Source organism: Paucilactobacillus suebicus DSM 5007 = KCTC 3549, assembly GCF_001434475.1.
GTDB classification, from domain to species: Bacteria; Bacillota; Bacilli; order Lactobacillales; family Lactobacillaceae; genus Paucilactobacillus; species Paucilactobacillus suebicus.
The window spans coordinates 64,690-79,347 of record NZ_AZGF01000003.1 but is presented as its reverse complement, the minus strand read 5'-3'; the positions used below and the strand labels follow the sequence as shown (position 1 = coordinate 79,347).

Below are 14,658 nucleotides of genomic sequence, written 5' to 3'. Positions count from 1 at the left end.
ATATAAATTATAACTTAATTATTGCAGTAAAAAAAGTAATTCCTCTTTGTAAGGAATTACTTTTAATTAGTTAAACTGCTGTGATTTTTTTCCTCTGGTTTTACGATACTGAATCCGTAATAACTTAACACATTCGGTGACAAACAACACAATTATTCCCGCAATAATTGGGATAATCCAGCCATATACTAGGTCAATACTTGTTGTGTGGAATATGCTGTGCATGAACGGTAAGTATATGATTCCCATCTGAAGTACTATCAAAATACCGATGATATAAAAAGCCATCTTATTTTGGAAAAAGTACTTTGAAATTGCAGGAAACGAGTTACGAATATTAAACAGGTAGAATATCTTCCCAAAGATAATAATGTTTAACGTCATCGTACTTCCGACGACATGTGACATCCCCATATTTGAGAAGAAATCGTATGCAATCATTCCTAGCCCTGATATCAACAGAGAAACATACACGGCTTCAACCACATCCATTTTTGACATAATCCCAGATTTAACGTCCCTAGGGCCGCGTAACATAATTCCTTTTTCTGGAGGTTCAAAAATGAACGCAAACTGAATTGTTAATGCCGATACCATGTTAATCCATAGCAATTGAGTAGGGTAAAGGGGCATCGTTTGTCCCATCAGAATACTGTAGACAACAATCATGCCTTCGGCAAAACTGGTTGGTAAAAGAAACCGAATTGTCTTATTAATATTATCGAAAACGTGGCGACCTTCACGAACCGCGGCAACAATATCCGTAAAGCGATCGTTAACTAGCACCATATCTGCAGACTGCTTGGCAACTTCGGTACCCTTAGTTCCCATCGCAACACCAATATCTGCTTGCTTAAGAGCGGGGGCATCATTTACACCGTCACCAGTCATAGAAATTACGTGACCATTAGCCTGTTGAGCATTAACAATTCTAAGTTTGTTGAGCGGCGTGGTTCTAGCAAAGACATTGTACTGATCAATGTGTGCCTTCAATTCTTCGTCCGACATATCATCAATTTCTGGACCAGTAATTGACTTTATCGTCTCATCAAGATCAAGTTGTTCAGCAATGGCCGCTGCCGTGTCTGGATGATCACCAGTAATCATTTTAACCTTAACACCGGCCTGACGAAGTTGACGAATTGAATCCTTAACTTCTGTCCGAGGAGGATCAATCATACCGACCATTCCGACGAAATGCATCTGGGCGCCAATGGTGATGTCCTCGATAGACTGAACATTTTGTTCAACCTCTTGATAAGCTAAAGCAACAACTCGCATTCCTTGCTTCGTGATTGCACTCATTTCTCGGTCCCAATACTCTTGGTCAATCTTGACACCATTATCAGTTGCCTTTTGCATAATTGTAGCAGGGGATCCCTTAAGCATAAGAACATTATTACCATGCCAATCCACCAATCGTGCGGAGAACCTAATCGCTGAATCAAACGGCAGTGAATCGATTGGTTCCGTCTCCGGATGGCTACCAGTTAACTTGTAGTACATCGTTGTGAGTGCACCATCGGTTGGCTCACCAGTCATTTCCCATCTTCCATCTTCTAGATGAAGTTCAGCATCCGTAGTCTGACCAGCAATATCAATTAGCCATTGAAGTGCCTCGTCTTTATGGGCATCAAATGAGTTACCATCTAACTGTAATTCACCGGCAACTTTGCCAGTCTCATCATCACCATAACCAACACCTGTCACAGTGTAGTTATTTGATGGGGTAACAATTTCGGTCACCGTCATCTCATTTTTAGTTAATGTACCAGTCTTGTCGGTGTTAACAATGTCAACCGCACCCAAGGTTTCAACGGCAGGGAGTGTTTTAACAATCACATTTTGCTTCGTCATTTTCCGTGTTCCCATTGCAAGGACCACTGAAGTACTAGCAGGTAACCCTTCCGGCATTGAACCAACTACCATTGTCACAATTGCAATTAACAAAGTTGGCAAGCTATAAACGCGAGTAACCCAGCCAAGGAAGAACAGGGCAAATGCTACAATTAAAATAGCTACAGACAGACCAAAACCTAAACTATTCAAATTTTTCATCAATGGAGTTGCTTGTTGTTTTACATCACGAACTGACTGTTGAATGTGGCCGATTTGAGTGTCACCCGCGGTTGCAACCACGATACCCAGGGCCGATCCAGTAGTGACCATCGTTGACGCAAACACCATATTATGTTGATCAGTAATGGCCAGCTTATCTGATTGAATTGGCTCCTCAGTCTTATCCACAGCAACCGATTCACCAGTTAACGACGATTCTTGGACGGTAAAATTATCTGCCGAAATCAATCGAATATCTGCTGGTACGGCGTCACCAGCTTCAAGATTAACTAGATCACCAATAACGATATCTCTTGAATCAATCTCAAGCTTGTCACCATCACGAATTACGAAGTTTTTAGAAATTAATAATTCGCTAATTTTGGTTAGCGCATCATCAGCTTGTTTTTCCTGCACATAACCAATGATTGCGTTGACAATGATTACCAGCCCGATAACAATTGAGTCTGAATAACGATGCATTAGTAGCGTTGTAATTGCAGCCGCCGCCAAAATGTAAATAATACTGTTATTAAACTGCTTGATAAAGCAGATAAAATTGGAGGTTTTTTTTACTTTTAATTCATTATGACCATACTGATTTAATCGATCATCTACCTCTTCGTTAGTTAAACCAGCTTCAATGTCAGTACTATAATCTTTAGCAAGTTGCTGTGCATCTAATTTCCACCAATTATTGGGCGTTTTACATATATGTGGGTCGTCATCTATCATAGTTAATTTTTAGCTCCTTAGTGTTTTTAATAGGTATGTGTGCGGGGGCTAAGCACGGACAATTTAATCACAGCCTTTTCATTAATTTGTGTACCATCTTCAGTAATAAAAATTATATCATAGTTAAATTGTAAAGCGCTAGTATCGCGTACCAATCTCGAAAACAATAACCTATATCTTTTGACTACTATAAAAAAATAACGTTATAATAATTTTGTAGCAAAGTTGTTTAGGCGCACGCATTTTTAAAGGAGGATATATCTATGGTTACCAGATATAAAAAGATCCTTGTCGGTATCGATGGATCTGATCAGGCTCTCAATGCACTTCACCGAGCAATTGATTTAGCACAAGCACTGGACGCATCACTATTACTGGTCACAGTGGTGGACAACAGGGCAATTGCAATGGCAATCAGTAACACGGGTAATTATGTAATGGCTCCAAATTTACGCGATGATCTAATGGCAAACGCATCGGCAACAATGGATAAGTTTGTAGCAGAGGTTAAAGAAGCCGGTATACCTTATAAGACAAAGGTTTATACAGGTGATCACAAACTCGAGCTTGCTGAAAACTTACCGAAGGACGAAAACATTGATGCGATTGTCATAGGGGCGACAGGTCAATCACGGATGGAACGAGTTTTTATTGGTTCAACTGCCAGCTATATTATGAACAATGCTAAATGTGATGTCATAATTGTTAAATAAAAAAAGGAGTCGCAAAATTTTGCGGCTCCATTTATTATTTTTTATCAAAAATCACTTTTACTTTCATCAACAAAGAAATCAGTAAAGAAAACTCCATCACACTTGATTTGTCCAAAAATTTTATCAATGCTTTGAGTCATGTATCGAGGAGTATAAATCATGCCATCTTTTAGCCAATTCTTAATCAGGCCTAATTCAGCGGATACAATAAACGAAATTTCAAGGTTAACTGGGACACCAATGTCGGTGAACTGGTCTCCAATTTGTGTGTGGAATTTTTGCAAATAGTCTGTGAGGCGAGCATTCAATCGATCGAAAAATGGTTCGTTTTCTTGATTATTGATTAGAACATCAAATGTTTCCGCTTCATTTTCAATATATTTAAATGCACGTTGTTGAGAAAACACATGAATTCGCTCGTCACTATTAATCGATGGCAAATAATTTGCACCATCAATCATGACTGCGTCAAAGAAGTCATCTAGAATTTCGCTCAATGACCGTTCAATAAAATCCTGTTTGTCCTTATAATGCAAATAGAACGTTCCGCGAGTAATAGATGCCTTTTCGGTGATCTTTTGAACGCTGATATTTTCCACTTTGTATTGTTTCATCAACTGAACTAACGCTTTTTTTAGGTTATTTCGCGTTTTGATAACTCTTGGATCAGTTTTACTATTCGCCATATTCACAACCCCTAAACAACAAACTAAATTGTCAAATATTAATGTTGTGTCGAGTATAATCTAAATGTAAGCGCTACGTCAAGGAAATTAAAAGACATTTAAATTAAAATTGTTGTACAAATGTTTTACTAGTGCTCATCACTATGAATAATTGCCAATTTAACAGCGTTTGTTTAAGGTTTTTAAGGTATCAGCAAAAAAAATCGCATCTAACTTGCAAAGATTGATTATAAAAAAATCCCTAGATGTGTTGTTAAACATCATCTAGGGATCTCATACGTACCATTTATGAAGCGCGTGAGGTTCGAACTCACGACCGTTCGCTTAGAAGGCGAATGCTCTATCCAGCTGAGCTAGCGCTCCAAACCTTAATCATTATATTGATAATAGTTCATAATGTCAATTCTATTTATTGTGATACATACGGAAAACTGTGTTTGATTAATAATCATATATGAGTCACTTTAACCATTACCATCTTTTTGCAAATATTTTTTGGATTTAACACACAAATAGGACTAGAATTTAATCAACGTTTCTCTTATTAAATAGTTATTTCACAGTGTCAACGCATAAGGAGCAACTAAGATGGATACAAAGGATTATTTGATAAAACAAATCAACGAGTATGTAAACATTGCTAAAAAAGCGGTGCCTGAGCTCGTTAATAATTCAAAAAAGATTACAGCTGTTTGTGATAGGCTGAGTGATAAAACGGATCAAGTAATGGACTATTTACAAAAGCCTCATAATGCACGATATCTGGCAATTTGCTATCTTTTTGACAAACAGATGTGTCAATTGTATACAGATGAGTTTACCAGCTGGTTTCCAACCTACGAGATGACGGATCAACAAAAAAATGATTACAAACAACAGGTATTAAAAAATTTGGATACTTGGAAACAACAATTTATTGAAGATAATCTCGAAGTTACCAGTTCATCTGTAAACTAAGTGAATATAAGCTATAGGAGCGGCCAGAAAATTTTCTGACCGCTCCTAAGTTTATATTTAACCAAGTTCTTCATTAACCATTGGTTTCATATTTGATACCAGAATATTATTATACTTGAACCAAGCAAATCCATTACGGTCATGCCCACACTGATCCTCAGGCAGCTGATGATAGTAATCGTAACAGCAGATAGCTGCACGTGATAATGTGTGCTTTTGCCCACATCTACAAAGAACATGGTTTTTACCATCCAATACTGTAACCTTGATTGAAGGATCTTCCTTAAAAGTAAGTGTCGCACCTGCAGGTATGCTCAAATATTTGAATGTGCGATTTGGCCGAGAACCAGTTTTCCTTTGGACAACCTTATACTCTTTGCCCGTAATTTGAGAATTATACTTTTCTGGGCGAATCCACTCAGCTAAATTGTCATTAAAGGTGAGCAGGTCAAACGCTTCCTTCGTTTGATTATATGTAGCTTTGAAAAATTCTTTCGAAGAACTTTCACGTTTATCTGACAGTGCCTTATGTAGCAAGTGTTCAGCTTTTTTGTAGTTTTGAATTTTAACGGCAAATAACAGCAATGTCGGTTTACCATCTGGGATACCCGTATCGTTGAATTCTGCTAGCCGTCTGGACAAGTTACTTGTCTGCCCAATTTTGATGTATCCTGGGAATGATTTATTTTCTAGTGCATAAACATATCCATTATCCTGTGCCATCGTATTTTTCCTCCCGAAATAAAACGATAATTTATATCAATTACGTAAAAAGTATACTATTATGTAGCGTGCCTTAAAAGTACTGATTCATTAGAAACTTTCACAAATCGATCGAAACTGGGTGTCAACAGGATAGTTAAGACAAAAACTTGAACTAGGTAACTTATAATTGTGCCGCATTAAGTTCTGATAGAGCGCTTATTAATTAACAAACGGCAAATAATTTTTGATAATAGTTTGACGAACGATGTCGTTTCTGATAACATATGTCTGTTGTATTTGTGAACCTACAACTACAACCGCACGCAAACAAGTCTAAAGCATATAATGCTACTTGTACGGCGAGTCTTAGATATTAGGGAGGTGCACAATATTATGTATGCAATTATTGCAACTGGCGGCAAGCAATACAAGGTAGAGGCTGGTAAGGCTATCTACGTTGAAAAGCTTGCAGCAGATGCTGGTGAAAAGGTTACTTTTGACCAAGTGGTTTTCGTTGGTGGTGACTCAACCAAGATTGGTACTCCAACTGTTGATGGTGCAACTGTTTCAGGAACTGTTGAAAAGCAGGGCAAGGAACGTAAGGTTGTTACTTTCAAGTACAAGCCAAAGAAGCATCAACACAGCAAGCAAGGTCATCGTCAACCATACACCAAGGTTATGATCGACACGATCAACGCTTAATTTGAGAAAATACCATGATTAAGGCAATATTTTTTCAGGATCAGAACAGTAATTTCAGTAGTTTTTCGATTACTGGACATGCTGAATCTGGTCCATACGGGCAAGATATAGTCTGTGCAGCGGTTTCTGGATTATCAATTACCATTATTAATGGTTTAAAAGATATTGCAAACGACAATCCTCAAGTTATTATCGATGAAGATAATGGTGGCTTGATGAAAGTTGATAAACTGTCGTCACAGCATGATACTCAAATTCTTTTGGAAACTTTCTACAACGGTATTGCCGATATGGCAGAGAGCTATCCAAAAAACTTAACTTTAAAGCTAAAAACTCAATAACTTTTTTATTCGGAGGTGAATGAATGATGATTATGGATCTACAATTCTTCTCACACCATAAAGGGGGCGGATCTACTGCCAACGGTCGTGACTCAGCTGGTCGTCGTCTTGGTACAAAGGCAGCTGATGGCTCTACTGTAACAGCAGGATCAATTTTGTATCGTCAACGCGGTACTCACATTAACCCAGGTGAAAATGTTGGTCGTGGTAGTGATGATACCCTGTTTGCCAAAGTTGATGGCGTCGTTAAATTCGAACGTCTTGGACGTGACAAGCGTAAGGTTTCAGTTTACCCTGTGGCCCAATAGAAATTATGAGGACCGTAGCAAAACCAATGTTTTGCTACGGTCCTTAATTTTGCAAAAAAGTGGTGAATCTTTGATGCAACGAGTTGAAAATCTACAAAAAGATATTGAAAGTGCGTACTTAGATGCATTTTTGGTTACTGACTCAGTTAATATATACTATCTTACTGGTTTTAAGTTAATTCAGGGAGATGGTTGCTTACTGATTTACAGTCAAAAGGGGTACCTGATCACCGATGATCGGTACGAAGAAGCCGTAACTGAATCTAATATATCTGGAACTGTTGGGTGTATTACTAGAGACTATTACGGTGAAGTAAACCGTCTTTGTCATAAACTAAATATTAGTGTCCTTGGAATTGAATCAAATATTTCATATAAGATTTACGATTTACTTGATGAAACATTTGATGCAGATATTGTACCGATAGATAACTTTATTGAAGACAAACGATCAATCAAAGATCCGTCTGAAATTAAGAAGTTAAAAAACGCGGCAGAATTGAATCAAAAAGGTTTTGACTATATTTGTGAAACCATTAAACCAGGTATGACAGAAGTCGATATTGCTAATATGCTAGATTGGTGGATGAAAAGAAACGGCGCTACAAAAGCTTCGTTTGATACTATCGTCGCTAGTGGTGCCAATGCTGCTAAACCTCATGCGCTGTCAACTAAAAAACAAATTACGGTCGGTGAACCGATTATTATTGATTTTGGATACTTTGTAGATGGCTATACGGCCGATCTAACCAGAACAATTATGCTCGGAAATCAATCAGCTAAATTTAACCAGTTGTACCAAATTGTGTATCAGGCTCGTGAAGCCGTAATCAATGCGGCATCAAACGGAATAGTCGGCAAGTCACTGGATAAAGTTGGACGAGATATTATTAATGATGCCGGTTATGGGCAATATTTCAATCATGGTATGGGCCATGGAATCGGCTTAGAAGTTCATGAAATTCCCACTAGTTATGGTACTCTCACAAAGGACACTTTGAAAACTAATCAAGTCGTGACTGTTGAACCGGGAATTTATTTACCCGGTGAAGGTGGAATTCGAGTTGAAGATGATATTTTGATTACAGATGGGGCAGCACAGCAAATATCGAACGCACCAGATAATCTAATTATTTTGTAGATTGGTTGCAATTTCACATTATTTATTGCAAAATAAAAGAGATATATTCTAGGAGGAAGCAATTATGTCAATTTCTACAGCAGATTTTAAAAATGGTCTCACAATTGAAGTAGATAACGCCATCTGGCGTATTATCGAGTTCCAGCATGTTAAGCCTGGTAAGGGTGGCGCTTTTGTACGTTCTAAGTTGAAGAACTTACGCACTGGTGCCGTTCAAGAAAAAACTTTCCGCGCCGGTGCTAAGATGGAACAAGCAAACATCACTAGTCGTACAATGCAATTTTTGTACGCCGATGGTGATAACTATGTTTTCATGGATACCGACAATTATGAACAAATTGAATTACCATCAGAAAACATTAAGAACGAAATTAAGTATTTGAAAGAAAACATGGAAGTTAACATTACCCAGTTTGGCAACGAAACACTGGGTGTTGAATTACCAAATACAGTTACATTAAAAGTCGCAGAAACTGAACCAGGTATCAAGGGTGATACAGCGTCCGGTGGATCAAAACCAGCGACAATGGAAACAGGCTTGGTTATCCAAGTACCGTTCTTTGTTAATGCTGACGATGAATTAATCATCAACACTACAGATGGGACATACATTTCACGAGCATAATTGTGATTGAGACTGGAGGACTGTACCGATGGCTGAAGAAACCAATATTGTCTTAAATGATGATCAACAAGAGTTAGGGACAATTCAAATCGCCCCACGGGTATTAGAAATTATTGCGGGAATTGCCGCAAGCCAGATTGATGGTGTATCTAGGATGCACGGTTCAATTGCTAATAGTGTTAATGAACTATTGGGCCGGCCAGATCATGGTCGTGGTGTCAAATTAACTAACGATGAAGAAGAGCTGTCGGTTGACGTCGCGGTTTACTTAAACTATGGAGTATCTGTTCCAAAAGTGGCTTTAGAAATCCAAGATAAGGTTAAGCAGCAAATTTCTTTGATGACTAACCTTAAGATTAAAGAAGTCAATGTTCACATCGAAGGTGTAATTACCGAAAAGAAAGAACAGCAAATTGATCCTAATGATATTTTTGCTGAATCTGAAGATGAGAATGGAGAAAAACAGTGAGTTTGAATCGTCATCAAATTAGACAAAGTGCTTTTCAAACGTTGTTTGCACTTTCATCCAATTCGGGTGCGGACGTTAACGCGATTTACGAGCAAGTACTTGGCGAAACACAAGAAGTTCCAGACTATTTGGTTAAATTAGTTGATGGTGTTGTTGCAAACCAAGATGACATTGATGAGACGATTGAATCACTTTTAGCGAAGAATTGGCGATTGTCACGCCTAGCCAAAACTGATTTAGTTATTTTGAGAATTGCCTTATTCGAAATTAAATTTGTTGATGATGTTCCTGATGCTGTTGCTATTAACGAAGCGTTGGAACTTACCAAGATGTTTAGTGACGATAAATCAAAGAAATTTGTTAATGGTGTCCTCGGAAACTACGAAAAACAAAATAGTTAAAAAATTTTAAAAGCTTAGTTGTTTATTGCGAAAATTCGCAGAATGACTGAGCTTTTTTTGGTCGACTAACTAAACAAGCATTGCTAGTTTATGATAAAATATTAACATTATGAATTTCGGATAATAACAGGGGGAACATTCAATGGCAACTATTCTAAATGGCAAGGAATTGGCAAAAAAAATTAACCAGAAAACTAAAGAAGAAGTGGTTGCTCTAACTAATCGGGGTGTCAAGCCTGGTATTGCTGTGATATTAGTTGGCGAAGATCCAGCAAGCTTAATGTACACAAGAAGCAAGCAACGTAAAGCTGACAAATTAGGAATGACATCCGTTCTAAAAAAATTCCCAATGGATGCATCTCAAAGTGAGGTAATTGAGGCAATTCATGAACTTAACGTTGATGATTCAATTAATGCAATTTTAGTCCAAGCTCCATTACCAAAACAAATCAGTCAATCTGAGGTAACGGAAGCAATTGCACCTCAAAAAGACGTTGACGGATTTCATCCAGAAAATTTGGGGCGGCTTTACGGAAATGAAGCATCCAATTATCCAGTTGCATGTACTCCAAAAGGAATTATGCGTATTTTAAAAGAGTACCAAATCCCGACTGTTGGTAAACGAGCTGTTATTGTTGGCCGCAGTATTTTAGTTGGCAAACCAATGGCCGCATTATTATTAAACGCCGATGCCACAGTAACCATTACCACCAGTCATACAACAAATCTAGCAAAAATCACCAGTGATGCTGATATAATTGTGTCCGCAACAGGTATTGGTCATTTAATTAAGTCAGACTATATTAAACCTGGCGCAACAGTTATTGATGTTGGTATTGAGCAAAATAGTGAAGGTAAGCTGATCGGAGACGTCGATTACGATGATATCTTTGACAAGGCAGGTGCCATTACACCAGTGCCTGGCGGAGTTGGGCCAATGACTATTGCAACGTTAATGAGCCAGACAGTTGAACTCGCAAAATGGAGCCATTAAAATGGACAATTCCAAATATCTATCAATTAGTACAATTACAAAATATATAAAGCGTAAATTTGATGTCGACCCATACCTTGGTAGAGTTTACCTAACCGGCGAAATTTCAAATTTTAGGTTACGTACAAATGCTCATCAATACTTTAGTTTAAAAGATGATCATGCTAAGATCAGCGCAATTATGTTTAAATCTGCCTTCCAGAAAGTCAAATTCACACCAGAAGACGGAATGAAAGTGTTGGTATCAGGTAGAATTGGCCTTTATGAATCTAGTGGCAGTTACCAAATCTATGTTGATTCCATGCAACCAGATGGAGTGGGGGCACTTTATCAAGCATATGAGCAGTTAAAAAAGAAACTAGCCAGCGAAGGCCTGTTTGATGAATTCAAAAAGCCACTGCCCAAATTTCCTAAAAAAATTGCAGTGGTAACCAGCCCAAGTGGTGCAGTTATCAGAGATATCATCACCACCACTAGAAGACGATTTCCAATTGTCCAGTTGGTTTTATTCCCGGCACAAGTTCAGGGCGACGCAGCTGCGCCTGATATTGCTAAGCAAATTAAACGTGCTAACGATGATGGTTCGTTCGACACATTAATTATTGGTCGTGGTGGCGGTTCAATTGAAGATCTGTGGCCTTTTAACGAAGAAATCGTGGCACGAGCAATTTCAGACAGTAATTTGCCAGTCATATCATCAGTTGGACATGAAACTGATACGACAATTGCCGATTTAGTAGCAGATGTCCGTGCAGCAACACCAACGGCAGCAGCAGAATTAGCAGTGCCGGTACTAACTGATGAAATTTTAAAAATCACACAACAACGACAACGTTTGATGGCGGCGATTCGCAATTTGATCAAATTAGACCAACAACGACTTGATAAACTGCAAAAGAGTTATATTTTCCAGCAGCCAACACGTCTGTATGAAGGATATAGCCAAAATGTCGACATATTGAAGCAGCGTCTAAATCAACAGATTAATGCATCGTTCAGTAACTGGCAACAGTCGCTTTCGGTTATGCGTAACCGTTTATCTTTCCAAGCTTTGCAACAGCAGGTTAATTCCGCTCAACAATCAAAAGTAAATGTTGAACAACGTTTAAAACGGGGAATTCAACTTTTATTGGACAACCGTAAGCGTGAGTTTTCATCGACAATTGAATCGTTAGACTTCCTCAGCCCGCTAAAAATTATGAGTCGTGGATATACTTACGTTACTAAAGATGACCATGTAATTCGTGGAGTAAAACAATTGAAAATTGGTAGTAATATTAATCTTCACTTCAATGACGGCAATGCCAGTGCAGAAATTAAATCAATTAATGAGGAGCATGAAAATGAGTGACAAACAAAGCTTTGAAAATCAATTAACCCAGTTACAAACAATTGTTGAACAACTCGAAAAGGGCGATGTTCCCTTGGAAGAAGCTTTAAAACAATTCCAATCTGGAATTGAATTAAGCAAACAACTACAATCTACCCTAGATAACGCAGAAAAAACATTAACTAAATTAATGGATGATGACTGTAATGAAGTCCCGTTTGACAATAAGCAAGAGGATGAAAATCATTAATAATATTGATTCACTTCAATCTTTAATTAACAACTATCTTGTAGCTAATATATCTAATGATATTAGTCAGGATACTTTAAATGACTCAATGAGCTACTCATTATTGGCAGGTGGTAAACGTTTGCGGCCTAGTTTAACACTTGCAACGTTTCAAATTTTCAACGATCAATTAAGTGATGATGTTATTAAGGCAGCCTGCGCTGTTGAACTACTCCACACTTATTCGTTGATTCACGACGATTTGCCTGCCATGGATAACGATGACTTACGTCGAGGTGTGGCAACAAATCACGTTAAATTTGGTGCAGGAATGGCGACATTAGCTGGAGATGGTCTTTTAACGCTTGCGTTCCAGTGGGTTGCAGATAATCAATTGGATGATCACATTGTCCGTCAATTAGTTATAGAATTTTCGAAAGCTGCAGGTCCTGCAGGAATGGTTGCTGGACAAGCCGCAGATATACTCGGCGAACATCAGCAATTAACTATAAATCAGTTACAAGTTCTTCACAGTAATAAAACTGGTGCATTACTAAGATATGCAACAATAGCTGGTGGAATTATTGCAGATGTTGATCAAAACACTCTTAAGCTGCTAGCAAAATTCGGAGAGATATTTGGTTTAGCATTTCAAATATATGACGATTTAATGGATGTAATTGGTACCACTGCACAAATGGGAAAACAGGTACACAAAGATCATGATGAACATAAAAACACGTATCCCGAGTTACTTGGCATAGATGGTACTAAAAAAGCACTGAGCCGAGCTCTTGGAGATGCTGTTGGTACAAAAGAAGAATTGATCAAGCAGACCGGTCGATCATTTGATATTTATGATCAATTTCTGAATTATTTTAAATTTTAAGAGGAAAAAATTTTAATGGAAAAAGAACGTGTAGATATTTTATTAGTTCGTCAGGGACTATTCGATTCACGAGAACAGGCGAAGCGTGCTGTAATGGCAGGTGAAGTTCTGGGACTGAATAGCGAACGCCTAGACAAACCCGGTGAAAAAATTCCTGTGACCACAACCCTGAGGCTAAAAGGAAAGAAAATGCCCTACGTCAGTCGAGGCGGGTTAAAACTTGCAAAGGCCTTAGACGTATTTAATATTTCAGTTAAGAACAAAGTTGTTTTGGATATCGGTTCATCAACCGGTGGATTTACAGACGTCATGTTGCAAAATGGAGCAAAATTGAGTTATGCGCTTGATGTTGGCACCAACCAACTAGTTTGGCAACTCAGAGAAGATCCACGGGTAATTGTAATGGAACAAACCAATTTCCGTTACAGTAAGCTAGATGATTTCAAGGATGGACAGCCTGAATTTGCCTCAATTGATGTATCATTTATTTCATTAAAATTAATCCTCCCTGTACTGTCGCAAATCCTGATTCATGACGGTGATGTTGTTGCATTAATTAAGCCGCAATTTGAGGCTGGTAAGGAAAACGTTGGTAAACATGGCATTATTAAAGATGAAAAGGTTCATCGACAAGTACTAGAAAATGTACTTGGTTTTGCATGCGACAGTCATTTCAATGTAACTGGTTTAGATTATTCTCCTATCAAAGGCGGTCAAGGAAACATTGAATTTTTAGTTCACTTAAAGTTAACTGATAGCCAAGGTACCATCTTTGATAACGTTTCTATTGATCAGGTATTATCTAACGCATACAGTGGTTTAAACAAATAAAATTCTATTAGGTCTTTTATTATTTATACAATTAAAGTAATATATATTGTATAAATAAACAAAATAAGGGGTGTAATAATGCGAAAAAGTGAACGGCAAACAAAAATACGACAATTAATTACTCAAAATAGCATCGAACGACAGGAAGATTTTGTTAGGATGTTAGGCGAGCAGGGTGTCGCAGTAACACAAGCAACTATTTCTCGGGACATTAAAGAAATGCAACTAGTAAAAGTTCCAAGTGTGGGGGGCGGATACCACTACAGCTTGCCAGTACAAAAACAGCTAGATACCCAAAAGAAACTATCCAGGACATTAGTTGATGCACTAATTTCACTAGACCAACAGGAAAAATTTATCGTACTCCATGTACAACCTGGTAATGGACCTGCGCTATCCACACTGCTGTCGCAAATGAATTATTCAGATGTATTTTGTACACTCGGAGACGATTCGACGGTATTAGTAATTTGCCGAAGCGATGAGGGCGCAACAAACGTAAAAGAAATCATTCAAAAGTTTGTTGAATAGGTAACACCAATGA

At 38.0% G+C, this 14,658-nt stretch carries 18 protein-coding genes, 1 tRNA gene and 1 other annotated feature; of the genes, 15 read left to right on the top strand and 4 right to left on the bottom strand.

All coding sequences use genetic code 11. The features are described 5' to 3' along the window. Positions 1-66: 66 nt before the first annotated feature. On the bottom strand, positions 67-2,793 hold the full coding sequence (locus tag FD16_RS02115; protein ID WP_082603532.1) for an HAD-IC family P-type ATPase: 2,727 nt from the start codon (positions 2,791-2,793) through the stop codon (positions 67-69). Positions 2,794-3,056: 263 nt separating this feature from the next. Here FD16_RS02115 and FD16_RS02110 point away from each other — a divergent pair, with 263 nt between their 5' ends. Then, on the top strand, positions 3,057-3,506 hold the full coding sequence (locus tag FD16_RS02110) for a universal stress protein (RefSeq protein ID WP_010622069.1): 450 nt from the start codon (positions 3,057-3,059) through the stop codon (positions 3,504-3,506). Positions 3,507-3,550: 44 nt separating this feature from the next. Here the strand turns inward: FD16_RS02110 and FD16_RS02105 are convergent, their stop codons facing one another. Then, the gene (locus FD16_RS02105) at positions 3,551-4,192 is read right to left on the bottom strand and encodes a TetR/AcrR family transcriptional regulator (protein WP_010622070.1); all 642 of its coding nucleotides are present in this window, start codon (positions 4,190-4,192) and stop codon (positions 3,551-3,553) included. A 289-nt stretch (positions 4,193-4,481) separates the two neighbouring features. Next, positions 4,482-4,555: transfer RNA gene (locus FD16_RS02100), tRNA-Arg, on the bottom strand. A 225-nt stretch (positions 4,556-4,780) separates the two neighbouring features. On the opposite strand from FD16_RS02100, the gene FD16_RS02095 reads away from it, so the two are divergent. Then, positions 4,781-5,149, top strand: coding sequence for a hypothetical protein (locus tag FD16_RS02095; protein WP_010622071.1), 369 nt, complete (start codon positions 4,781-4,783; stop codon positions 5,147-5,149). A gap of 57 nt (positions 5,150-5,206) precedes the next feature. Here FD16_RS02095 and FD16_RS02090 read toward each other — a convergent pair whose 3' ends face one another. After that, on the bottom strand, positions 5,207-5,872 hold the full coding sequence (locus FD16_RS02090) for a GIY-YIG nuclease family protein (RefSeq protein ID WP_010622072.1): 666 nt from the start codon (positions 5,870-5,872) through the stop codon (positions 5,207-5,209). A 287-nt stretch (positions 5,873-6,159) separates the two neighbouring features. Further along, positions 6,160-6,231, top strand: a sequence feature (ribosomal protein L21 leader region). A 16-nt stretch (positions 6,232-6,247) separates the two neighbouring features. Here FD16_RS02090 and rplU point away from each other — a divergent pair. From rplU to FD16_RS02025, 13 genes are all read left to right on the top strand, one after another. Continuing rightward, positions 6,248-6,556 carry a 50S ribosomal protein L21 gene (gene rplU / locus FD16_RS02085; RefSeq protein ID WP_010622073.1) on the top strand — a complete coding sequence of 103 codons (309 nt, stop codon included), beginning with the start codon at positions 6,248-6,250 and terminating at the stop codon, positions 6,554-6,556. A gap of 14 nt (positions 6,557-6,570) precedes the next feature. Further along, the gene (locus tag FD16_RS02080) at positions 6,571-6,897 is read left to right on the top strand and encodes a ribosomal-processing cysteine protease Prp (protein WP_010622074.1); all 327 of its coding nucleotides are present in this window, start codon (positions 6,571-6,573) and stop codon (positions 6,895-6,897) included. Between the two features lie 26 nt (positions 6,898-6,923). Beyond that, complete coding sequence (rpmA, locus tag FD16_RS02075) at positions 6,924-7,205, top strand: 50S ribosomal protein L27 (protein ID WP_029508358.1); 282 nt, start codon at positions 6,924-6,926, stop codon at positions 7,203-7,205. 73 nt (positions 7,206-7,278) lie between these two features. After that, complete coding sequence (locus FD16_RS02070; protein ID WP_010622076.1) at positions 7,279-8,346, top strand: M24 family metallopeptidase; 1,068 nt, start codon at positions 7,279-7,281, stop codon at positions 8,344-8,346. A gap of 64 nt (positions 8,347-8,410) precedes the next feature. Then, positions 8,411-8,971: an elongation factor P gene (gene efp, locus FD16_RS02065; protein WP_010622077.1), complete on the top strand. Its 561-nt coding sequence runs from the start codon at positions 8,411-8,413 to the stop codon at positions 8,969-8,971. Between the two features lie 28 nt (positions 8,972-8,999). Then, positions 9,000-9,440 carry an Asp23/Gls24 family envelope stress response protein gene (locus FD16_RS02060; RefSeq protein ID WP_010622078.1) on the top strand — a complete coding sequence of 147 codons (441 nt, stop codon included), beginning with the start codon at positions 9,000-9,002 and terminating at the stop codon, positions 9,438-9,440. After that, the gene (nusB, locus tag FD16_RS02055; protein ID WP_010622079.1) at positions 9,437-9,841 is read left to right on the top strand and encodes a transcription antitermination factor NusB; all 405 of its coding nucleotides are present in this window, start codon (positions 9,437-9,439) and stop codon (positions 9,839-9,841) included. Before FD16_RS02060 ends, nusB begins: the two co-directional genes overlap by 4 nt. A gap of 142 nt (positions 9,842-9,983) precedes the next feature. Then, positions 9,984-10,835, top strand: coding sequence for a bifunctional methylenetetrahydrofolate dehydrogenase/methenyltetrahydrofolate cyclohydrolase (locus FD16_RS02050; RefSeq protein WP_010622080.1), 852 nt, complete (start codon positions 9,984-9,986; stop codon positions 10,833-10,835). Between the two features lies 1 nt (position 10,836). After that, positions 10,837-12,186 (top strand): exodeoxyribonuclease VII large subunit, encoded by a 1,350-nt coding sequence (gene xseA / locus FD16_RS02045; protein WP_010622081.1) that lies wholly within the window; start codon positions 10,837-10,839, stop codon positions 12,184-12,186. Next, entirely contained in the window at positions 12,179-12,415 is a 237-nt protein-coding gene (locus tag FD16_RS02040; protein WP_010622082.1) for an exodeoxyribonuclease VII small subunit, read from the top strand. The genes xseA and FD16_RS02040 overlap by 8 nt, the downstream gene beginning before the upstream one ends. Next, positions 12,402-13,283, top strand: coding sequence for a polyprenyl synthetase family protein (locus tag FD16_RS02035; RefSeq protein ID WP_010622083.1), 882 nt, complete (start codon positions 12,402-12,404; stop codon positions 13,281-13,283). The genes FD16_RS02040 and FD16_RS02035 overlap by 14 nt, the downstream gene beginning before the upstream one ends. 15 nt (positions 13,284-13,298) lie before the next feature. Further along, positions 13,299-14,114: a TlyA family RNA methyltransferase gene (locus tag FD16_RS02030; RefSeq protein ID WP_010622084.1), complete on the top strand. Its 816-nt coding sequence runs from the start codon at positions 13,299-13,301 to the stop codon at positions 14,112-14,114. 78 nt (positions 14,115-14,192) lie between these two features. Next, positions 14,193-14,645, top strand: a complete 453-nt coding sequence (locus tag FD16_RS02025) for an arginine repressor (RefSeq protein WP_010622085.1) — start codon at positions 14,193-14,195, stop codon at positions 14,643-14,645. Positions 14,646-14,658: the final 13 nt, after the last annotated feature.

Coding starts and splice junctions, on each gene's coding strand:
- FD16_RS02115 (WP_082603532.1), bottom strand. CDS start 2,793: ATGATAGATGACGACCCACATATATGTAAAACGCCCAATAATTGGTGG.
- FD16_RS02110 (WP_010622069.1), top strand. CDS start 3,057: ATGGTTACCAGATATAAAAAGATCCTTGTCGGTATCGATGGATCTGAT.
- FD16_RS02105 (WP_010622070.1), bottom strand. CDS start 4,192: ATGGCGAATAGTAAAACTGATCCAAGAGTTATCAAAACGCGAAATAAC.
- FD16_RS02095 (WP_010622071.1), top strand. CDS start 4,781: ATGGATACAAAGGATTATTTGATAAAACAAATCAACGAGTATGTAAAC.
- FD16_RS02090 (WP_010622072.1), bottom strand. CDS start 5,872: ATGGCACAGGATAATGGATATGTTTATGCACTAGAAAATAAATCATTC.
- rplU (WP_010622073.1), top strand. CDS start 6,248: ATGTATGCAATTATTGCAACTGGCGGCAAGCAATACAAGGTAGAGGCT.
- FD16_RS02080 (WP_010622074.1), top strand. CDS start 6,571: ATGATTAAGGCAATATTTTTTCAGGATCAGAACAGTAATTTCAGTAGT.
- rpmA (WP_029508358.1), top strand. CDS start 6,924: ATGATTATGGATCTACAATTCTTCTCACACCATAAAGGGGGCGGATCT.
- FD16_RS02070 (WP_010622076.1), top strand. CDS start 7,279: ATGCAACGAGTTGAAAATCTACAAAAAGATATTGAAAGTGCGTACTTA.
- efp (WP_010622077.1), top strand. CDS start 8,411: ATGTCAATTTCTACAGCAGATTTTAAAAATGGTCTCACAATTGAAGTA.
- FD16_RS02060 (WP_010622078.1), top strand. CDS start 9,000: ATGGCTGAAGAAACCAATATTGTCTTAAATGATGATCAACAAGAGTTA.
- FD16_RS02050 (WP_010622080.1), top strand. CDS start 9,984: ATGGCAACTATTCTAAATGGCAAGGAATTGGCAAAAAAAATTAACCAG.
- xseA (WP_010622081.1), top strand. CDS start 10,837: ATGGACAATTCCAAATATCTATCAATTAGTACAATTACAAAATATATA.
- FD16_RS02040 (WP_010622082.1), top strand. CDS start 12,179: ATGAGTGACAAACAAAGCTTTGAAAATCAATTAACCCAGTTACAAACA.
- FD16_RS02035 (WP_010622083.1), top strand. CDS start 12,402: ATGAAAATCATTAATAATATTGATTCACTTCAATCTTTAATTAACAAC.
- FD16_RS02030 (WP_010622084.1), top strand. CDS start 13,299: ATGGAAAAAGAACGTGTAGATATTTTATTAGTTCGTCAGGGACTATTC.
- FD16_RS02025 (WP_010622085.1), top strand. CDS start 14,193: ATGCGAAAAAGTGAACGGCAAACAAAAATACGACAATTAATTACTCAA.